Annotated in this window: 18 protein-coding genes and 1 riboswitch; of the genes, 9 read left to right on the top strand and 9 right to left on the bottom strand. The window is 41.3% G+C overall.

The window, feature by feature from the left end; genetic code table 11:
* The 5 genes from HUX68_RS16970 to ribD form a co-directional block, all read right to left on the bottom strand.
* Positions 1-180, bottom strand: coding sequence for a hypothetical protein (locus HUX68_RS16970; RefSeq protein ID WP_174615907.1), 180 nt, complete (start codon positions 178-180; stop codon positions 1-3).
* 440 nt (positions 181-620) lie between these two features.
* Positions 621-1,091 (bottom strand): 6,7-dimethyl-8-ribityllumazine synthase, encoded by a 471-nt coding sequence (gene ribH / locus HUX68_RS16965; RefSeq protein ID WP_174615906.1) that lies wholly within the window; start codon positions 1,089-1,091, stop codon positions 621-623.
* Positions 1,092-1,107: 16 nt separating this feature from the next.
* Positions 1,108-2,307: a bifunctional 3,4-dihydroxy-2-butanone-4-phosphate synthase/GTP cyclohydrolase II gene (locus tag HUX68_RS16960; RefSeq protein ID WP_174615905.1), complete on the bottom strand. Its 1,200-nt coding sequence runs from the start codon at positions 2,305-2,307 to the stop codon at positions 1,108-1,110.
* Between the two features lie 110 nt (positions 2,308-2,417).
* Positions 2,418-3,056: a riboflavin synthase gene (gene ribE, locus HUX68_RS16955; protein ID WP_174615904.1), complete on the bottom strand. Its 639-nt coding sequence runs from the start codon at positions 3,054-3,056 to the stop codon at positions 2,418-2,420.
* Positions 3,037-4,146 (bottom strand): bifunctional diaminohydroxyphosphoribosylaminopyrimidine deaminase/5-amino-6-(5-phosphoribosylamino)uracil reductase RibD, encoded by a 1,110-nt coding sequence (ribD, locus tag HUX68_RS16950; protein WP_174615903.1) that lies wholly within the window; start codon positions 4,144-4,146, stop codon positions 3,037-3,039. The genes ribE and ribD overlap by 20 nt, the downstream gene beginning before the upstream one ends.
* A gap of 252 nt (positions 4,147-4,398) precedes the next feature.
* A riboswitch (FMN riboswitch) is annotated at positions 4,399-4,545 on the bottom strand.
* A 304-nt stretch (positions 4,546-4,849) separates the two neighbouring features.
* Here ribD and HUX68_RS16945 point away from each other — a divergent pair.
* The 4 genes from HUX68_RS16945 to HUX68_RS16930 all read left to right on the top strand — a co-directional run bounded on the left by HUX68_RS16945 (position 4,850) and on the right by HUX68_RS16930 (position 9,333).
* The gene (locus HUX68_RS16945; RefSeq protein ID WP_281355769.1) at positions 4,850-6,211 is read left to right on the top strand and encodes an alkaline phosphatase; all 1,362 of its coding nucleotides are present in this window, start codon (positions 4,850-4,852) and stop codon (positions 6,209-6,211) included.
* 70 nt (positions 6,212-6,281) lie between these two features.
* Positions 6,282-6,644 (top strand): hypothetical protein, encoded by a 363-nt coding sequence (locus tag HUX68_RS16940; RefSeq protein WP_174615902.1) that lies wholly within the window; start codon positions 6,282-6,284, stop codon positions 6,642-6,644.
* A gap of 43 nt (positions 6,645-6,687) precedes the next feature.
* The gene (locus HUX68_RS16935; protein ID WP_174615901.1) at positions 6,688-7,665 is read left to right on the top strand and encodes a DmpA family aminopeptidase; all 978 of its coding nucleotides are present in this window, start codon (positions 6,688-6,690) and stop codon (positions 7,663-7,665) included.
* A gap of 342 nt (positions 7,666-8,007) precedes the next feature.
* Positions 8,008-9,333 carry a hemolysin family protein gene (locus HUX68_RS16930; RefSeq protein ID WP_174615900.1) on the top strand — a complete coding sequence of 442 codons (1,326 nt, stop codon included), beginning with the start codon at positions 8,008-8,010 and terminating at the stop codon, positions 9,331-9,333.
* A gap of 152 nt (positions 9,334-9,485) precedes the next feature.
* Here the strand turns inward: HUX68_RS16930 and HUX68_RS16925 are convergent, their stop codons facing one another.
* The 3 genes from HUX68_RS16925 to cyoE all read right to left on the bottom strand — a co-directional run bounded on the left by HUX68_RS16925 (position 9,486) and on the right by cyoE (position 11,071).
* Positions 9,486-9,716 carry an excisionase family DNA-binding protein gene (locus HUX68_RS16925; RefSeq protein ID WP_174615899.1) on the bottom strand — a complete coding sequence of 77 codons (231 nt, stop codon included), beginning with the start codon at positions 9,714-9,716 and terminating at the stop codon, positions 9,486-9,488.
* A gap of 81 nt (positions 9,717-9,797) precedes the next feature.
* Positions 9,798-10,076, bottom strand: coding sequence for a GNAT family N-acetyltransferase (locus HUX68_RS16920; RefSeq protein WP_174615898.1), 279 nt, complete (start codon positions 10,074-10,076; stop codon positions 9,798-9,800).
* Between the two features lie 62 nt (positions 10,077-10,138).
* Entirely contained in the window at positions 10,139-11,071 is a 933-nt protein-coding gene (gene cyoE, locus HUX68_RS16915) for a heme o synthase (RefSeq protein ID WP_174615897.1), read from the bottom strand.
* 240 nt (positions 11,072-11,311) lie between these two features.
* Here cyoE and HUX68_RS16910 point away from each other — a divergent pair, with 240 nt between their 5' ends.
* Positions 11,312-12,790 (top strand): alkaline phosphatase family protein, encoded by a 1,479-nt coding sequence (locus HUX68_RS16910; RefSeq protein ID WP_174615896.1) that lies wholly within the window; start codon positions 11,312-11,314, stop codon positions 12,788-12,790.
* A 41-nt stretch (positions 12,791-12,831) separates the two neighbouring features.
* Here the strand turns inward: HUX68_RS16910 and HUX68_RS16905 are convergent, their stop codons facing one another.
* Positions 12,832-12,999, bottom strand: a complete 168-nt coding sequence (locus HUX68_RS16905; protein ID WP_174615895.1) for a hypothetical protein — start codon at positions 12,997-12,999, stop codon at positions 12,832-12,834.
* 115 nt (positions 13,000-13,114) lie between these two features.
* Between HUX68_RS16905 and HUX68_RS16900 the strand changes: the two genes are divergently transcribed.
* From HUX68_RS16900 to HUX68_RS16885, 4 genes are all read left to right on the top strand, one after another.
* On the top strand, positions 13,115-13,885 hold the full coding sequence (locus tag HUX68_RS16900; RefSeq protein WP_174615894.1) for an NRDE family protein: 771 nt from the start codon (positions 13,115-13,117) through the stop codon (positions 13,883-13,885).
* A gap of 313 nt (positions 13,886-14,198) precedes the next feature.
* Positions 14,199-14,762, top strand: a complete 564-nt coding sequence (locus HUX68_RS16895) for a tyrosine-type recombinase/integrase (RefSeq protein ID WP_174615893.1) — start codon at positions 14,199-14,201, stop codon at positions 14,760-14,762.
* Between the two features lie 47 nt (positions 14,763-14,809).
* Positions 14,810-16,312: a DUF1538 domain-containing protein gene (locus HUX68_RS16890; protein WP_174615892.1), complete on the top strand. Its 1,503-nt coding sequence runs from the start codon at positions 14,810-14,812 to the stop codon at positions 16,310-16,312.
* Complete coding sequence (locus tag HUX68_RS16885; protein ID WP_174615891.1) at positions 16,296-16,964, top strand: P-II family nitrogen regulator; 669 nt, start codon at positions 16,296-16,298, stop codon at positions 16,962-16,964. Before HUX68_RS16890 ends, HUX68_RS16885 begins: the two co-directional genes overlap by 17 nt.
* Positions 16,965-17,381 lie beyond the last annotated feature (417 nt).

The following is a 17,381-nucleotide window of genomic DNA, read 5'->3' as shown; positions in this document are numbered from 1 at the left end:
CTATTCCCTTCCGTTCCGCTGTCTGATATATTGTTTCACATAAATAACAATCAGAAATAATAACCATGACGTTACACCATAGTAAATATATTTGCTGATTTGATCCATTTCTGAAAAGAAAATTGTCATTCCTCCCCAGATTACCCCGATGGCGAGAATCTGATAACCGAAAAACTTCATAACGATCGCCTCCAGCTCTTTCCTGTGCCTCTCTGTCTACAAGTTTATCGCAATATAAGCTTATTTTCCATCACAACAAACAGAGATCCCCGAAGTCAATCAATCATGTTTACTAACTTAGTGCTGGTGCTATTTTCATAAAACCGGCATTGAATTGGGATGACCGCCGTACGTTGGGAGATTTCCGCCGTATAAATACCTTTTTATTCATTTATATAAATCGTTCGGAACGCCAAAAAGGTGGCATCAATTTTTAAAAGATGCCACCTTTTTTCTTTTCGATACGATTACAGGGTGAAAACCGCTTTTTATGCTGCGCAGCATGTTATGTCATTGCACCACACATATATATAGGCCCTCGGTGAACTCATATATAGTAAATAAAATTCACCGGAAAAAATACTGGAAGCAGTTTAGTAAACTATTTCTCCCTAATCACTTTACGATTCAATCTGTTTAGAAAGATTTGCGGTTTCAATTGCTGCAACCGCTGCATCAGCGCCTTTATTACCAGCCTTTGTTCCGGCACGTTCAATTGCCTGCTCAATCGTTTCGGTCGTAATGATGCCGAAAATTACCGGCTTGCCCGATTGCATTGATGCATTAGATACACCTTTTGCTGCCTCATTACAGACATAATCAAAATGCGGTGTTGAGCCGCGAATTACCGTGCCAAGGGTAATAACCGCATCATAGTTGCCGCTGTTTGCCATTTTCTGAGCAATCAGCGGAATTTCAAATGCTCCAGGTACCCAGGCAACATCAATATTTTCCTCTTTTACACCATGCCGCTTTAGTGTGCCAGTTGCACCATCGAGTAACCTGTTCGTTATAAAATCATTAAACCTCGCAACAACAACACCTATCTTCAAATCCGTTCCTACCAGATTTCCCTCAAACGTTTTTCCCATTTCTGCCATCTCCTTTTCATTGGTGAAAGTTTAGCATGTGCCCCATTTTATCAAATTTTGTATGCATATATTTTTCGTTTTCTTTTCGTGTACCGGTTTGGATAGGGATGCGTGACCCGATTTCAATTCCGTATGATGAGAGCCCGCTGACTTTTTCCGGGTTGTTGGTCAAAAGATCCACCCTCGTAACGCCCAAATCCGATAAAATTTGTGCACTCAAATTGTATTCCCGCAAGTCAGGGGCAAATCCAAGCTGTTCATTCGCTTCAACTGTATCCATTCCCGCATCCTGCAGCTGATAGGCACGAAGTTTATTCAGCAAGCCGATGCCGCGGCCTTCCTGACGCATGTATACTAGCACACCTGAACCTGCTTCATTGATTTTCTGTAGTGCCGCGTGCAACTGTGGTCCGCAATCACAACGGAAGGAACCAAATATATCGCCAGTCAGACATTCCGAATGCACCCGTGTCAGAACAGCATCCTCAGAATTGATTTCCCCTTTAACAAGGGCGATATGTTCTTTGTCATCAAGATCATTCGTATACCCATACACTTTAAACGTTCCAAATTCTGTTGGCAATGAGGTTTCAACCACCCGGCTGACATGGACCTCATGTTGTTTGCGATATGCCGCCAAATCAGCAATCGTAATGAATTTTAAATCAAATTCATCAGCCATCTCTTTTAAGTCAGGAACACGGGCCATCGTACCGTCTTCTTTTATAATTTCGCAAATAACACCGGCGGGAAAAGCCCCACTCAACATAGCCAAATCAACCGAAGCTTCTGTATGTCCAGACCGTGTAAGCACACCGCCATCTTTGGCGACCAGCGGAAATACGTGTCCGGGCTGCTTGAAATCACTTTCTCTCACTGCCGGATCCAACAATGCTTTTATCGTCTGAGACCGCTCCGCTGCACTGATTCCGGTTTTGGTATCCTTATGATCAATACTGACGGTAAATGCCGTTCCAAATGGATCACTACTCCTGCTTGTCATCATTGGCAGGTTTATTTTTTTCGCCAGTCTTTCTGTAATCGGTGTGCAAACAAGCCCTTTTCCGTACGTTATCATGAAATTAATAACTTCCGGTGTCGCCTGTTCAGCAAGCGCGACCAGATCACCTTCATTCTCCCTGTTTTCATCATCGACAACGATTATCGGTTTCCCTGCTTTTAAAGCCTTTACTGCTTCATCTATTTTGTCAAACATTTTTCCACTTCCTTCACATCAGTCCATTATTATTAAACAAGTTCGCACGTTTGTGTAAATCAGCATTTGCCTGATTGTGCTGAGTTTTCTATAAAGTCAGCCATATTTTCTTAATCACGAAGAAACGCTTGGTTAATCCCATCTTTTTGGTCGATACTTTGATTTTGGACCATATTATAGACATGTTTCGCAAGCATATCACACTCGATATTTACCTTATCGCCTTGCTTTTTATCACCTAAAATTGTTTCGGAAACAGTGTGCGGAATGAGTGAAATGGTAAACGCATTTGGCATGACATCGAACACCGTTAAGCTGACACCATCAACCGCTACCGAACCTTTCACTATGAAAAAATCAGTGAGATCTTCCGGGACTTCAATATCATAATAAACCGCATTTTCTGCTGCCTCTTTTCGTGTAATCTTACCCGTTCCGTCAACATGCCCGGAGACAAAGTGGCCGCCAAATCGTCCATTTGCAGGCATCGAGCGTTCCAAATTGACACCGGCCCCTTCATTCAATTCACTTAATGAAGTCGACTTAATGGTTTCCGGCATGACATCAACCTGAAAATCTATTTCTGAAAACTTCGTGACCGTCAGACAGATTCCATTAACCGAAATACTGTCACCAACATGAATATCTTCCACAACTTTTTCCGAACCGATTGTCATCTCCACTGACTGCTCTGATACTCGCGTCATCTTTTTAACCGTGCCTTTTTCTTCAATTATTCCTGTAAACATGTGAATCGTCCTTTCGCGGTTCTGCGACTATTTTTACATCATTATCCAGCATCGTTACATACAAAATATCCATCTCCTGCGTATCTTTCATCGTTGAAAAGCCATTGCCGGCAATGGACGTTGGGGCATTCTGGCCCCCGATTAATTTTGGAGCCATGTACGTAACCAGTTGATTGATACAACCGCTTTCCAAAAATGATCCGTTAACTGTTGCCCCACCTTCTACAAACAATGACATAATGCCTTGATCACCCAAAAATTGTAATATATCCTCTATATTCAGCTTATCCAATCGATGAACAGTTACGCCCTTTTTCTTTTTATAAGGTTCCAGCGCTTCCTCCGAAACATCTTTTCCTGAAAAAACCCATGTCTCTGCTTTACCATCATTCAGAACATTTGCATCCAATGGGGTTCTAAGGGAAGTATCCAAAATGATGCGGAGCGGATTTTTTCCACCGTTTGGAAAGCGCGTGGTCAGACTTGGGTTATCGGCTATGACCGTCTGCACACCAACCAGAATGGCATCATGTGTATGACGGTACTGATGGACATCCAGCCGCGCCGCTTCTCCGGTAACCCATTTGCTGTCACCGGTATGTGTTGCCGTTTTCCCATCAAGACTGACAGCAGTTTTCATCGTTACATACGGTGTTTTTGTCTGTATATAATGAAAGAAGACAGCATTTACGGCATTTGCTTCTTTTTCCATTATTCCCTGCTCAACTTCAATTCCAGCCCGCCGGATTTTTTCAATTCCCCTGCCTGCTACTTTCGCATTTGGATCGGTCGCAGCAATCACGACCCGGCTGATGCCTTTCTCAATGATTAAATCAGCACACGGAGGTGTTCTCCCATGGTGACTGCACGGTTCCAGAGTGACATATATGGTTGCATCGTTTGCCCGATCACCCGCCATCCGCAATGCATGAACTTCCGCATGATCCTCTCCTGCCTTCAGATGCGCCCCGAAGCCAAGAATCGCTCCATTTTTGACAACGACCGCACCGACTGGCGGATTTGGACTCGTCTGACCTGCTACAGTACGGGCAAGATCCAGTGCTATCTGCATGTAATGTTCATCATCCAATTTTATTCACTCCTTTTTTAGCAGATAAGAAAGTATAAAAGTTTCTTATCTGCAAATTGCAACTAAGGTCGTCTCCTAAAAGCCTGGTGACAACCAAGTTTTCTAATAAACTAAAAAAACCTCTGAATCAGCTTCAGAGGTAAAGTGTAAGGGTAGAATTTTATAAGTATAACGCATCTGATATACACGACCAGTAATTGCATACACAAAAAATGCTGCACTGCTCATCCTGTAAACATGCGAACAACCTGAAAATTCCTTCTCCCATCCAGACTTTAACTGTCGGCCCCAGAGTTGCACTGGATCCACCGTTTGGCTGACTGCCGCACGGGTCACGGACTGAGAAGCATGTGCTTCAACACCGTCGATTGGGAATTTCACCCGACCCCGAAGGAACTTGCATATGAAATTATTTTTAAGTATAGCACTTAACTGTGAATCATTTCAATAAATATAGACTTACTCGTTCTCCCCTGACTTTAGTCCTCTGACTTTGGAACTGTCTTCGAAGCAATTTCCAGTTATTTTTTAACCACGGCTTAATTTTATCCCTACGATAATACTATTTATTTTCATTCATTTTATCTTTCCAGAAAACTTCCATGGTATCCGACAAAATATAAATCTATTCGACTATTTTACTGGGAGTTGCTTTCAATTAAGCTATTAGTAGATTCACAAATATTTTTTGAGGAGGAGAAACATGTACAAAAAGTTTTTGGCAGTATTAGGTATTTGTGCACTAATCGCAGGAAGTTTCTTGGCGATGTCTGGCGGCTCCACCTCCACCAGTGCAGACGCTGGCAACAAATTCGATTCTCCCAACAATGGAAAAGTGAAGAATGTGATTGTGTTAATTGGTGACGGAATGGGACCGGCTTATACAACAGCATACCGCTACATGAATGATGACCCTTCCACACCGAAAATGGAACGGACTGTATTTGATAATCATTTTGTCGGGATGGCCAGCACGAATCCTGAAGATGCTGAGGAGAACGTAACCGACTCAGCAGCTGCGGCCACTTCCATGGCAGCGGGAATTAAAACATACAACGGTGCCATTTCCGTTGACAATAACCGCGAACCGGTGGGGACAGTATTGGAAGCTGCCAAAAAAAGAGGCATGGCAACAGGACTTGTCGCGACATCCCAAGTAAACCACGCCACACCAGCTGCATTTGGAGCGCATGACGTATCACGGCACAATTATAACGATATCGCCGATGACTATTTTGATGACATGATTAACGGTAATCATAAAGTAGATGTAATACTTGGCGGCGGTACAAGTTATTTTGACCGTGAAGACAGGAACCTTATCGAAGAGTTCAAAAATGACGGCTACAATTATGTGACCTCAACAGAAGAACTGATGGAAAATGACAGTAAACAAATGCTTGGCTTATTTGCACCGGTTGGTATGCCAAAAGCAATTGACCGTCCTGAATCAGATCCTTCCCTTGAACAAATGACAAAAGCAGCAATTAAACAATTGAATAAGGATAAAAACGGCTTTTTCCTAATGGTGGAAGGAAGCCAGATTGACTGGGCCGGCCATGCAAATGATGCAGTTGGAGCAATGAGTGAAATGGAGGACTTCGCCAATGCATTTGAGGCAGCAATTGAATTTGCCAAAGAGGACAAACATACCCAGGTTGTTCTGACAGCCGATCATTCAACAGGCGGATTCTCCATCGGGCGTGACGGTGATTATAATTTCTATCCTGGGCCAATTGAAGCAGCAGAGCGCACGCCGGAATTCATGGCACAGGAAATTATCGACGGTGCTGCTGTTGAAAATGTACTGAATGAATATGTAAGCTTTGAATTTACAAATGAGGAAATGAATTCCATTAAAGAAGCGGCTGAAACAGATAATTTCGACAAACTGTACAGCACTATTTCCGAAGTCTTCAACAAACGCGCTGGAGTTGGCTTTACGACCAGCGGGCATACCGGTATCGATGTTCCAGTCTATGCTTACGGGCCAAAGAGTGAAGTCTTCTCAGGTCTGATTGATAATACCGATATCGCTGTAGAAGTGTTTAACTTTTTGAAGTAAACAATAGTTATTTTATAAACAGGCTGCCGTTTTGAATGGCAGCCTGTTTTTTGTTAGGAACATCAACCGCATGAGCGAAACTTCAACCGTACGAGAAAAACTTCAACCGCACGAGAAAAACTTCAACCGTACGAGCGAATCTTCAACCGCACGAGCGAATCTTCAACCGTACGAGCGGAACATCAACCGCACGAGCGAATCTTCAACCGTACGAGCGGAACATCAACCGCACAAGCGAATCTTCAACCGTACGAGCGGAACATCAACCGCACGAGCGAATCTTCAACCGTACGAGCGGAACATCAACCGCACGAGCGAATCTTCAACCGTACGAGCGGAACATCAACCGCACGAGCGAATCTTCAACCGTACGAGCGGAACATCAACCGCACGAGCGAAACTTCAACCGTTACAAGTTAATAATTATATATAAGCTATGTTTTTGCTATAATACAGTCATTAAGGGGGATACTTTTATGACTTTGCCAAAGGGAACATTCAATTGTATTACCGATGTTAACGGTGTGAAGGTTGGCCATGTCACCCTTTACGAAAAAATTAATAACGAGGACACGATTTGTACCGGGGTAACTGCCATATTTCCGCATGATGACAATCTTTTCCATAAAAAGACACGCGCAGCCAGCCATGTAATAAACGGATACGGAAAAACCATCGGCCTTGTGCAAGTGGATGAATTGGGACTGCTGGAATCGCCGATTATGCTGACAAACACATTCAGTGTCGGCGTTGTGCTTCAGGGAACACTGCAATACATGCTGCAACAAAATAAAGATATTGGCGATACAACAAGCTCACTGAACATTGTTGTTGGTGAATGCAATGACAGCTACCTGAATTCTATGCGGCTGCAGGCTGTTAAACCGGAACATGCCGTCACGGCGATTGAAAATTCCAATCGAAAACCTGTTAAGGAAGGTGCGGTTGGTGCAGGAACCGGTATGATCTGTTTTGGCTATAAAGGCGGAATAGGGACATCATCCCGAAAAGCAGAAGATTACACAGTTGGCTGCCTTGTTCTGAGTAACTTCGGAAAACGGGAACATGCCCTATTCGCTGATTTGGCTGAAAAGGAAATGGATACAACGGACGGATCGATTATGATGATCATTGCAACCGATGCACCACTATATGACCGGCAATTAAAGCGGCTTGCCAAACGGTGTGCTGCAGGACTTGGCAGAACCGGAAGCCATATCGGAAACGGAAGCGGCGACATTGCAATTGCGTTTTCCACGGCCAATACATACGAGCATCATTCCAAATCGCAAACGGAAACGCTTTCGTTTATTCGCGATAATCATTCGATTATGAACAAACTTTTTCAGGCGGTAATTGAAACAACGGAAGAAGCAATCATCCGTTCGCTCAAATATGCAGAAACAACTGAGGGAAGATATGGAAGGATTGTAGAAAAGGCACCACTTGAATGAGCTGGTGCCTTGATAATTTGATTTTTGCTGAAGTTTATTTTATGATAATATTGAGTTGTCCAGTCAAAAATGGACTTTTAAACTTCAAAGGGGAGTAGCTGACAGTTGCATCGACATATACGTGGTAATCCATTTATCACCGGTGTAACTGGCAACAGATCCAGTTGTTTGCGAGACCTTTGCCATACCCGGTAAAGGTTATATAAATTGACACCGGACCTTTACCATTTATAACTTGGTAAAGGTTTTTTATCTTTTCGGAAGTTTTGAAAAACTTATTTAGTTTTAAATTTTACGGGAGGTGAAATCCTTACATGGTTATTACTGTGTAAGGGGGCGTTTTTGGAAATTTTTAATTTGATTATGGTTGCTATTCTAATCATTCTAACAGCATTTTTTGTGGCATCGGAGTTTGCAATTGTAAAGATGAGAAAATCACGAGTCGAAAATCTGGTTGCACAGGGAAAACCGGGGGCAAAAGCTGTGGACAAGGTCACAAGCAACCTGGACGGTTACCTCGCTGCCTGTCAGTTAGGAATAACTGTCACAGCACTTGGAATAGGCTGGCTTGGGGAGCCTGCAGTCGCCCATCTGCTTCATCCGGTCATTGCTTCACTCAATCTTCCGGAGGCAGCTGTCTCAACGATTTCCTTTGTCATTGCATTCAGTGTAATTACGTTCCTGCATGTAGTCCTTGGGGAGCTTGCACCAAAGTCGTTTTCAATTCAAAAAACGGAATCAGTCAGCCTTTTACTTGCTCCGCTATTAGTTACATTTCATAAAATTATGTACCCGTTTATCTGGGTCTTAAATGGGGCTGCTCGTGTTTTGGTAGGATTATTTGGACTTCCACCTGCAACCGAAAGCGGAGAAGTATACTCTGAAGAGGAAGTGAAATCCATTCTGACAACCAGCCACAAGAGCGGTGAAATTAACGATAATGAGATGCAATACCTGAACAATATATTTGATTTTGATGAACGGGTCGCAAAAGAAATCATGATCCCAAGAACCGAAATCGTATGTATTTTCAATAATCATACACAAGAAGAAAATATTGATATCATGAAAACAGAAAAGTATACAAGATACCCTGTAGCTGAAGGGGATAAGGATCGTATTATCGGAGTTGTCAACACAAAAGAATTGTTTAATGATTATATCAATAAAAAGGAAAAAGACGCTCAAAGCTATATTAAACCGATCATTCACGTTGCAGAATATACCCCAATTAATGAAGTACTGACAAGAATGCAGCGGGAGCACAGCTATATGGCCATTATTGTTGACGAATATGGGGGAACAGCCGGGCTGGTTACTGTTGAAGACATCATCGAAGAAATTGTAGGAGAAATTCAGGATGAACTTGATATTGATGAAACACCAATGTTTCAGCGAATTGATGACAATACAACGATGTTGAACGGCAAGCTCCTTATCTCTGAAACAAACGAATTGCTGGGCACAACTATTGATGACGAGGAATTGGACACAATTGGCGGTTGGGTACTCAACCAGGAAGTTAATGCTGTACCGGGAACAACCATTCAATTTGACAATCATCAGTTTACTGTTAAAGAGATAGACGTTCATCAAATTAAATTAATCGAAGCCAAACAAACAAATGAAAATGACGATACATTCTCTTTAACGGAAAGTTATAATTAAGAAAATCTGACAAATGATCAATTTCAATAAAGCCTTCAGTAAACAGCTGCATTTCCCCTTTAGAATTGCAGCTGTTTATATTTTTCATCGACTGTTTGTTTGCTTGGAATCTTGACAAAACAGCCAGTGGTCATAGCCATTGTCAAATTAATTTAATCCTCATCCTTCACATCGACATCTTCCGGGAGCGGTTCACGCAAATATTCCTGAATCATTTCCCGGTACTTTTCCATTTGTTGCAGGTGGGTGCTGAACTGATTTTTATTAATCAGGTACTGCTCACCATCAAATACAGAACGGATTTTACCCTCAAGCACAAATGCTCTGATTTTGGCTTCATCCAGTTCAAGATATTCAGCTGTTTCAGAAATAGTTAAATACATAATAGCCCCTCTTCCCGCACAGTAAAGCAGGCGATTTTCATCCGGATTAAATCGCCTGCTTTCAAATACGTGAATATATGATTATTTAGCCAATATGTCCCGGTACTCCGGAGTATCTTCAATTTTCTTTTGAGCGTACGGGCAAGTTGCTTCAATCTTCTTACCTTGTTCCCTGGCAAATTCCACCATTTTGCCGACCAATTTACCCGCAATACCTTGTCCACGCAGTTCATCTGCAGTATAAGTGTGATCTACTTCATACACATCGTTACCAATTTCCTTATATGTGATTTCAGCGATTGGGTTTTGTTCGTCCTCGCCCATATAAAATTTATGATCACCTTTTTTAATTTCAGCCATCTTAAATTCCTCCTTCTACTTTATCTATTTCCCGCAGCAACGGTAACTAAACAAAACAGTTGTTACATAGTCACAACGATTGCCAAAAGGAATACAAACATTAAATAGTTGACGGAGAATAAAAACATCTTGTTCGCCCATTTTAAGTCATCTTTTCCGAAAAGACCACGGATGGCAAATATGAGCCAGCCGAAATTCATGGCAGATACCAGAACAACAAATCCGGTACCGAGTGATACGAGATAAAACGGCAATGGCAACAGACAGGCAATGTAAATAACAATTTGCCGTTTGGTGATTTCAAAACCATGCACTACAGGGAGCATTGGCACACCGGCCGACTTATATTCGTCATATTTCCTGATTGCGATTACGAACGTATGTGGAATCTGCCAGATAAACAGGATGAGTGCCATCATAATTGGCACAATATGGTTCGACGGTTCAATCGCTGCCCAGCCAATCAATGGTGTTACCGCACCGGAAACACTGCCAATAACAGTATTTAGCGTAAATCTCCGTTTTGACCACATGGTATACAAAAACACATATACGAACCAGCCGACAAACGCATATAATACTGCTTCAACCGTTGTAAATAATAATAACCCCATACCAGCAGCTGACAAAATAATACCCGTCCATAGAACGGCCTTCAGAGAAAAGTTCCCAGTAACCGTCGGACGATTTTGTGTTCGGGCCATCTTCCTGTCGATGTCCACATCAAACCAGTTATTAAGAATAAGCGCACCAGCCATAACCAGCGTGCTGCCAACAATGGTTGCAAGCAATAAACCAATATTATCCTCCAATGAAGACCCGGTAAAATAAACTGCCAGCCAAAATCCGGCAAATACAGGGACAACATTTGAAATTAAAACAATCAATTTAAAAAGTTCCTTAATATCCCCCGCCAGGGTAGTACTTCTACTATCCATAGTATATACACCACTTACTTCTGCATTCTTTGTAATGAATGGCCCTTCTTTATTCATTTTTATTATCCTCCCTTTAACGGGTAAAGAAAGTTTTTCATCTATCATCATAATATCACTGAAAAGCATTTCTATCTGACCCATATTACCTAATTTAGTATAACAGGAATCTTCATCCATCACACGCGACTCAGCTTATTGTTAAAAAAACTGTCAGAAATGAGATGATCTTGTATATTTTTTTCGTATACAAGAAAAATATTAAAAAACTGCATTAAATAACGTAAGGATGAACCCTACATGAAGCAGAAACAGCAAGCTGCAAAGCCTGTAATATTACTGAACATCGATTCGTTAATGCCACATTCACTTGAAACAGCTGCCCAAACCGGACGTGCACCCGCCCTGAAATTTTTAATGGAAAACGGCGCATACTTCCATAATATGGTTAGCTCCTTTCCAACAATGTCAGTAACGATTGACAGCAGTCTTCTGACTGGAACATATGCTGATAAGCACCATATCCCAGGACTTAACTGGTTTGACAATTGCCGAAAAGAAATCTTCAACTATGGAACAGGCTTTCGTGAAACATTTCGGCTGGGGCTGCGACGATCGGTTCATAACATGCTTTATCGTTTGAATAACGAACACTTAAGCAGTGATGTCACAACACTCTATGAGGATCTGGCAGCAAAAGGAATCAGTTCCGCTTCCATTAATTCATTTGTCTATCGCGGGAATACTCCACAGCGGCTGCATGTCCCGCGTTTTCTGAGCACATTAACCCGTTTCAAGAACGGTAAATGGACCACCGATACCACATCCATTTTCTCGTTAGGGAGTTTTTCCAGATTGCGGCCACGTGGGTTCACCCTGCAAATAGCTGCCGGAAATTATAAATATACAGCCAAAGAACTCAGACATTTAATTCGTAAAAACAAACTTCCGGGCTTTACATTCTGCATCTTTCAGGACATGGATGCGCGCCTTCATCTCAAAGGACCCGGATATATAAAAGGTATCGTAAAAATTGACAGGGAAATCCAAAATATTTTAAACATGTATCCAAGCTGGGAGGAAGCGCTTAAACAAAATGTATGGATGGTCATGGGGGATAACGGCCATGCTGCGACAGGAGATAAGTATCGTGAATTTATGATTGATTTGCGAAAAATACTTAAGTCGTATCGTATTGCGAAAATACAGCGTCCTGTTCGAAAAAAAGATCAGCTTGTCATATGTGTCAATCAGCGAATGGCCTATATATACATTTTGGATGACAGCCTTCCTAAGAGCACACTTGTACAGCAATTAAAAAATGACAATCGTATCGACATTATTGCCTGGAAGGATAACGGCAATATTCGCGTGGAATCCGGCATGCGGGGAGGCTCTTTTCACTTCAGCCCAAACGGTGAATATAAGGATGTCTATGATCAGACGTGGAACCTGGAGGGAAATCTCAACCTGCTGGATTTGGATATTACAGACGACAAAAGATTATACTACCGGGATTATCCGGATGCACTGGCTCGAATACGCAGCGCGTTGCACTCCCATGCCGGACGCTTCGTTATTGTAAATGCAAAGCCGGGATATGATTTTAAAGCCCAGTCCACCCCAAAACACTTAAGTGGAGCGGCGCATGGATCATTACACAGACAGGAATCGCTTGTTCCGTTAATCATTGCGGGAACTGCCGAAAAACCGGTGGGCTCACGTCTCATAGATATGAAAGAATTCATCCTGCGCTTATGCATGAGCGAGCAGGAGTAAACCATTTATTCCTGCTCTTTTACTTCTAATGTGAAAAAAATTTATTTCCCACCCTTTCCTTCATTCAGCATCTTTTTAAATTCCTGTTGTTCTCTTCTCAATTCCTTTACTTCCTGCTCCAGTGTGGCAATTTTATCAGTCAATGGCTTTAGCGCCTCTTCCAACTGACTTTGTAAGCGTAGTGCTTTCTCATTATTTGCTGTTTCCATGATTCCATCCTCCTTCCCTTTCATGTTACAAAAATAGATTTCATTTTAAAAGAAAACCGGATATTTTCCTAGATTCCCGCCCAGTTGTATAATGAACATGAAAGGACGGTTGCTGATGTGTTTAATTACCCTTCAATTTCAACGCCATTCTAAATACAAATTAATTATTGCGGCCAATCGTGATGAATTTTATCAGCGTCCCACGGCCGATGCACATTTTTGGGAAGACAACCCCAATATTTTAGCCGGTCGTGATTTAACTGCAAACGGCACATGGCTTGGCATTACAAAACAGGGGCGAATTGCTGCATTGACTAATTACCGTGACCCTGAGCAGACAACTGCCGGCAAAAAGTCTCGCGGGAATATTGTCAAAGACTATCTTGCGGGCAATGCCGCACCAATCGAATACATCAAAGAACTGCAAAGCCAACAACACAATTTTGTGGGATACAATGTAATAGCCGGCACGCCGGATGAGCTGTTTTATTACAGCAATATCCAAAATAAAATCAGGCAAATCCCAGCAGGCACCCACGGCCTCAGTAATGAATTTCTGAATACACCATGGCCAAAAGTGACACGAACAAAGACAAAGCTTCATGAATACGTTCGGTTAAATGACAGTCTGGATGAAAATAAATTATTTGAAATGATTGCAGATACGGAAGAAGCAGCTGACGAACAGCTTCCGGGGACAGGTGTCAGCCGCGAACTTGAACGTAAACTATCTCCACCGTTTATTATGACACCCGAATACGGATCCCGCTCCTCAGCAGTACTATTGGTTGATTATGAGAATAACGTAACATTTACGGAGCGAACATTTGAAAAAGGAAAGTTCAAAGACGAAAACCATTTTTCGTTCCAGATTCAAAAAGAATAATGAGCCTGACCCCTTCAGGCTCTCACACGTTCAAGCTGACGGGATGTCAGCAATCTACTTGCCCCCTTTCCTCCTCTTCAAACGAATCAACTGTTCCAAATATTCCATTGCAAATATATCCAATCCGCAATTTTCCAACCGAAATTACGTTACTAACTTCCTTCTTTCTTTAAGATTAAACTTTCATATGGTCAACCTACACAATTCGTTTAATTGTCGGCAGTACTTATAGAAAACTCAAGTAAATTAATTGTGATGTTACTTAACTTACATTATAATATAATTAAGTAACATATTTACCGGAGGAAAACTTATGGAATTTGTCGAGCCTATCAAGCGTCTGGATGATATAAAGGCTATTAAAAAAATACTTAAAAAACATTCACAACGTGATTTATTATTTTTTGTTCTTGGAATCAATACAGGCATGCGCATCAGTGATTTGCTTTCCTTAAAAGTAAGCGATGTATGGGATGATAAGAAGATCAGAAATTTTGTATGTATAATGGACAGCCATGCCGGTGAGGAGAAAGCTTTCTACTTAAACAAAAGTGTGGAAAGGGAATTAAAAAACTACCTTTCTTCGGTTGATTTGGATCAGCAGGATTATCTTTTTAAATCAAAAAAGAATAATTATCCTATTACGCGTCAGCAAGCGTACCGCATCGTTAATCAGGCCGCAAAAGAAGCGGGTATGTCCGAAAAAATTGGTACGCATACATTACGGAAAACATTTGGATATCACGCTTACCGCAAAGGGATTGCAATTTCCTTTATTGCAAAGATTTTGAATCATCATTCTTCCTCTGAAACGTTACGCTATATTGGTGTCGACAAAAATGAAAAACAATTGGTGAAAGTGGATGTCAATTTATAATCGCACCGCTTGATTTTTACTAAATAAAGAAAGGAATGAACGGACCCTTGAATGTACTAATTTCGAAGTTAAAAGAAGTATTGCTTGCCGTACTCCCCATTACCATTATGGTATTAATCCTGAATTTCACATTAACTCCCCTGGATCCCTCACTGTTAGCACGATTTATTATTGGAGCAATATTAATCATCATTGGATTATCTATTTTCTTATTTGGTGTGGATATCGGAATTACTCCTATTGGCGAAACAATAGGAAAAGCTATTGCCAAGTCAAATAAAATCTGGATTGTTATGATTGCGGGCTTATCGCTTGGCTTTTTTATCTCCATTGCAGAACCGGATTTGCATATTCTCGCAGGACAGGTTGAAATGGTTACCTCAGGACTAATATCAAAAACAAGTCTTGTTGTTGTCGTATCAATTGGGATTGGTTTACTTATTGCCATCGGCCTTGTACGAATCGTCTATAACATTCCACTTTATAAGCTGTTAACGATACTTTACCTGATTATTTTTGTACTTGCGATTTTTACATCCCCTGAGTTTTTAGCCATTTCATTTGACTCATCCGGTGCAACAACCGGTGCATTGACCGTACCATTTATTCTAGCACTTGCTTTAGGTATTTCTTCATTAAAAAAAGACAGCAAAGCCTCCGAGAAAGATAGTTTCGGATTAGTCGCTATAGCTTCAACAGGTGCCATCATAGCCGTAATGATTATGAATATTGTTATGCAAACCGACAAAATGACCGGCAGTCTGGAAGAGGCACATGAATCAAATTCCATCATCGGACCTTTTCTTCATGAGTTACCGATTATAACATTTGAAATTGTTATAGCTTTGTTACCGATTTTACTAATTTTCCTTGTATTTCAGAAAAAATCGTTTAAAATGTCTAAGAAAGCAGTTAAAAAAATCTTAATGGGAATGCTGTTCACTTTCATAGGTCTTGTTTTATTCCTGGTCGGTGTAAACGCAGGGTTCATGGACGTCGGCAATGCTATGGGATATAATATAGCATCACTTGATAATAAAACATATATCATAATCATAGCCTTTGCATTAGGACTCGTTACTATTTTGGCCGAACCTGCCGTACACGTCCTTACCAACCAAATTGAAGATGTAACAAGCGGTTATGTAAAAAGATCAGTCGTACTTGGTACACTGTCAATCGGGGTTGGTATGGCAGTTCTGTTGTCCATCCTGCGCGTACTTATTACAGACCTGGAGTTGTGGCATTACCTGCTTCCCGGATATATCATCGCAATTGCACTTTCCTATTTTGCTCCAAAACTGTTTGTTGGGATTGCGTTTGATTCCGGTGGCGTGGCCTCTGGTCCGATGACTGCAACCTTTATATTGGCATTTGTCCAGGGAGCTGCCCAGGCAACAGCAGGGGCAGATGTATTAGTAGATGGATTTGGCATGATTGCCCTTGTAGCGATGACACCTATCATTGCCTTGCAGATACTGGGGCTTGCCTTTAAATATAAATCAGGCAAGGGAAAAGGAGGAGTAAAGCAAAATGTCGGGCAACAATGAATTGGCGAACCTTGAATTAGTCTGTATTGTCGTTAATTTCGGACTTGGAAGTAAAGTCATGCAAACTGCGAAAAAAAACGGAATTTCAGGGGGAACTGTGCTGGTCGGAAAAGGAACAATCAAAAGCAGGCTTCTTGAGATGCTGGGCTTAACTAATGTTAAAAAAGAAATCATCCTGCTGGGATCCAGCAAGGAAACTGCCAGTCAGATGCTTGAACGGCTGAATGAGAAATTTAAATTCACCAAGCCCAATCACGGCATCGCCTTTACTACCTCAATCAATCAAATTTTTGGTGCAAGAAGTTTTAAAAGTGATCGTATGATGGAAAACGGAGGTGCAAATGACAAAATGTATCATGCCATTACAGTGATTATTGAAAAAGGAAACGCAGAGGACGTAATCGATGCTGCAACTGAGGCTGGCTCAAAAGGTGGTACAATCATTAACGCACGTGGTTCGGGAATCCATGAGACCAGCAAAGTCTTTTCAATGGAAATTGAACCGGAGAAAGAAATTGTCCTTATTCTGTCCGAAAAAGAAAGCACCGAAGCAATCGTTTCCTCGATCAGAAAAAAACTTAAAATCGACGAGCCAGGTAATGGGATCATTTTCGTTCAGGATATTAATAGTACGTATGGGTTGTATGAGTGATAGATTTCAATAGCTTTAAATATATCGGCCTGTCTTTCAAAGAAAGACGGGCCGATTTTGTCTTACAAAAATCATAACCTTCTTTAATTTCCTTCATCTTTAATATCCGCTTTTCCTTCCAAATTTCACAAGCTTAGTTTTCAATAAATACAAATTAATAGCACGAAAAAAATATCTATATTTCATATCTGCATATCAATGGTAAAATTTTCTCGCCTTCCTTTCTTCTAACCGGAAGAAGTAATTTAATCTATATAAATCTCATATACCTTTCATTTAATTCTAATAATTCATTAATAATTTGCTAATGGCTTGGTAATTTTTGCATGGCATACTGACAGTAAGATGAAAGGAGGGAAACCAAGTGACCTATTTCGACATCGTAACACCAGCTGCCTCGGCAGATATTTCAAGCAT

This window comes from Virgibacillus ihumii, assembly GCF_902726655.1.
Taxonomy (GTDB): domain Bacteria; phylum Bacillota; class Bacilli; order Bacillales; family Amphibacillaceae; genus Lentibacillus; species Lentibacillus ihumii.
Note: the sequence above shows the minus strand (reverse complement) of the source record. Positions and strands in the feature narration are given on the sequence as shown.

Excerpts from the sequence above, each read along its gene's own strand:
- HUX68_RS16970 (WP_174615907.1), bottom strand. The coding sequence starts at position 180 with ATGAAGTTTTTCGGTTATCAGATTCTCGCCATCGGGGTAATCTGGGGA.
- ribH (WP_174615906.1), bottom strand. The coding sequence starts at position 1,091 with ATGGGAAAAACGTTTGAGGGAAATCTGGTAGGAACGGATTTGAAGATA.
- HUX68_RS16960 (WP_174615905.1), bottom strand. The coding sequence starts at position 2,307 with ATGTTTGACAAAATAGATGAAGCAGTAAAGGCTTTAAAAGCAGGGAAA.
- ribE (WP_174615904.1), bottom strand. The coding sequence starts at position 3,056 with ATGTTTACAGGAATAATTGAAGAAAAAGGCACGGTTAAAAAGATGACG.
- HUX68_RS16945 (WP_281355769.1), top strand. The coding sequence starts at position 4,850 with ATGTACAAAAAGTTTTTGGCAGTATTAGGTATTTGTGCACTAATCGCA.
- HUX68_RS16940 (WP_174615902.1), top strand. The coding sequence starts at position 6,282 with ATGAGCGAAACTTCAACCGTACGAGAAAAACTTCAACCGCACGAGAAA.
- HUX68_RS16935 (WP_174615901.1), top strand. The coding sequence starts at position 6,688 with ATGACTTTGCCAAAGGGAACATTCAATTGTATTACCGATGTTAACGGT.
- HUX68_RS16925 (WP_174615899.1), bottom strand. The coding sequence starts at position 9,716 with ATGTATTTAACTATTTCTGAAACAGCTGAATATCTTGAACTGGATGAA.
- HUX68_RS16920 (WP_174615898.1), bottom strand. The coding sequence starts at position 10,076 with ATGGCTGAAATTAAAAAAGGTGATCATAAATTTTATATGGGCGAGGAC.
- cyoE (WP_174615897.1), bottom strand. The coding sequence starts at position 11,071 with ATGAATAAAGAAGGGCCATTCATTACAAAGAATGCAGAAGTAAGTGGT.
- HUX68_RS16910 (WP_174615896.1), top strand. The coding sequence starts at position 11,312 with ATGAAGCAGAAACAGCAAGCTGCAAAGCCTGTAATATTACTGAACATC.
- HUX68_RS16905 (WP_174615895.1), bottom strand. The coding sequence starts at position 12,999 with ATGGAAACAGCAAATAATGAGAAAGCACTACGCTTACAAAGTCAGTTG.
- HUX68_RS16900 (WP_174615894.1), top strand. The coding sequence starts at position 13,115 with ATGTGTTTAATTACCCTTCAATTTCAACGCCATTCTAAATACAAATTA.
- HUX68_RS16895 (WP_174615893.1), top strand. The coding sequence starts at position 14,199 with ATGGAATTTGTCGAGCCTATCAAGCGTCTGGATGATATAAAGGCTATT.
- HUX68_RS16885 (WP_174615891.1), top strand. The coding sequence starts at position 16,296 with ATGTCGGGCAACAATGAATTGGCGAACCTTGAATTAGTCTGTATTGTC.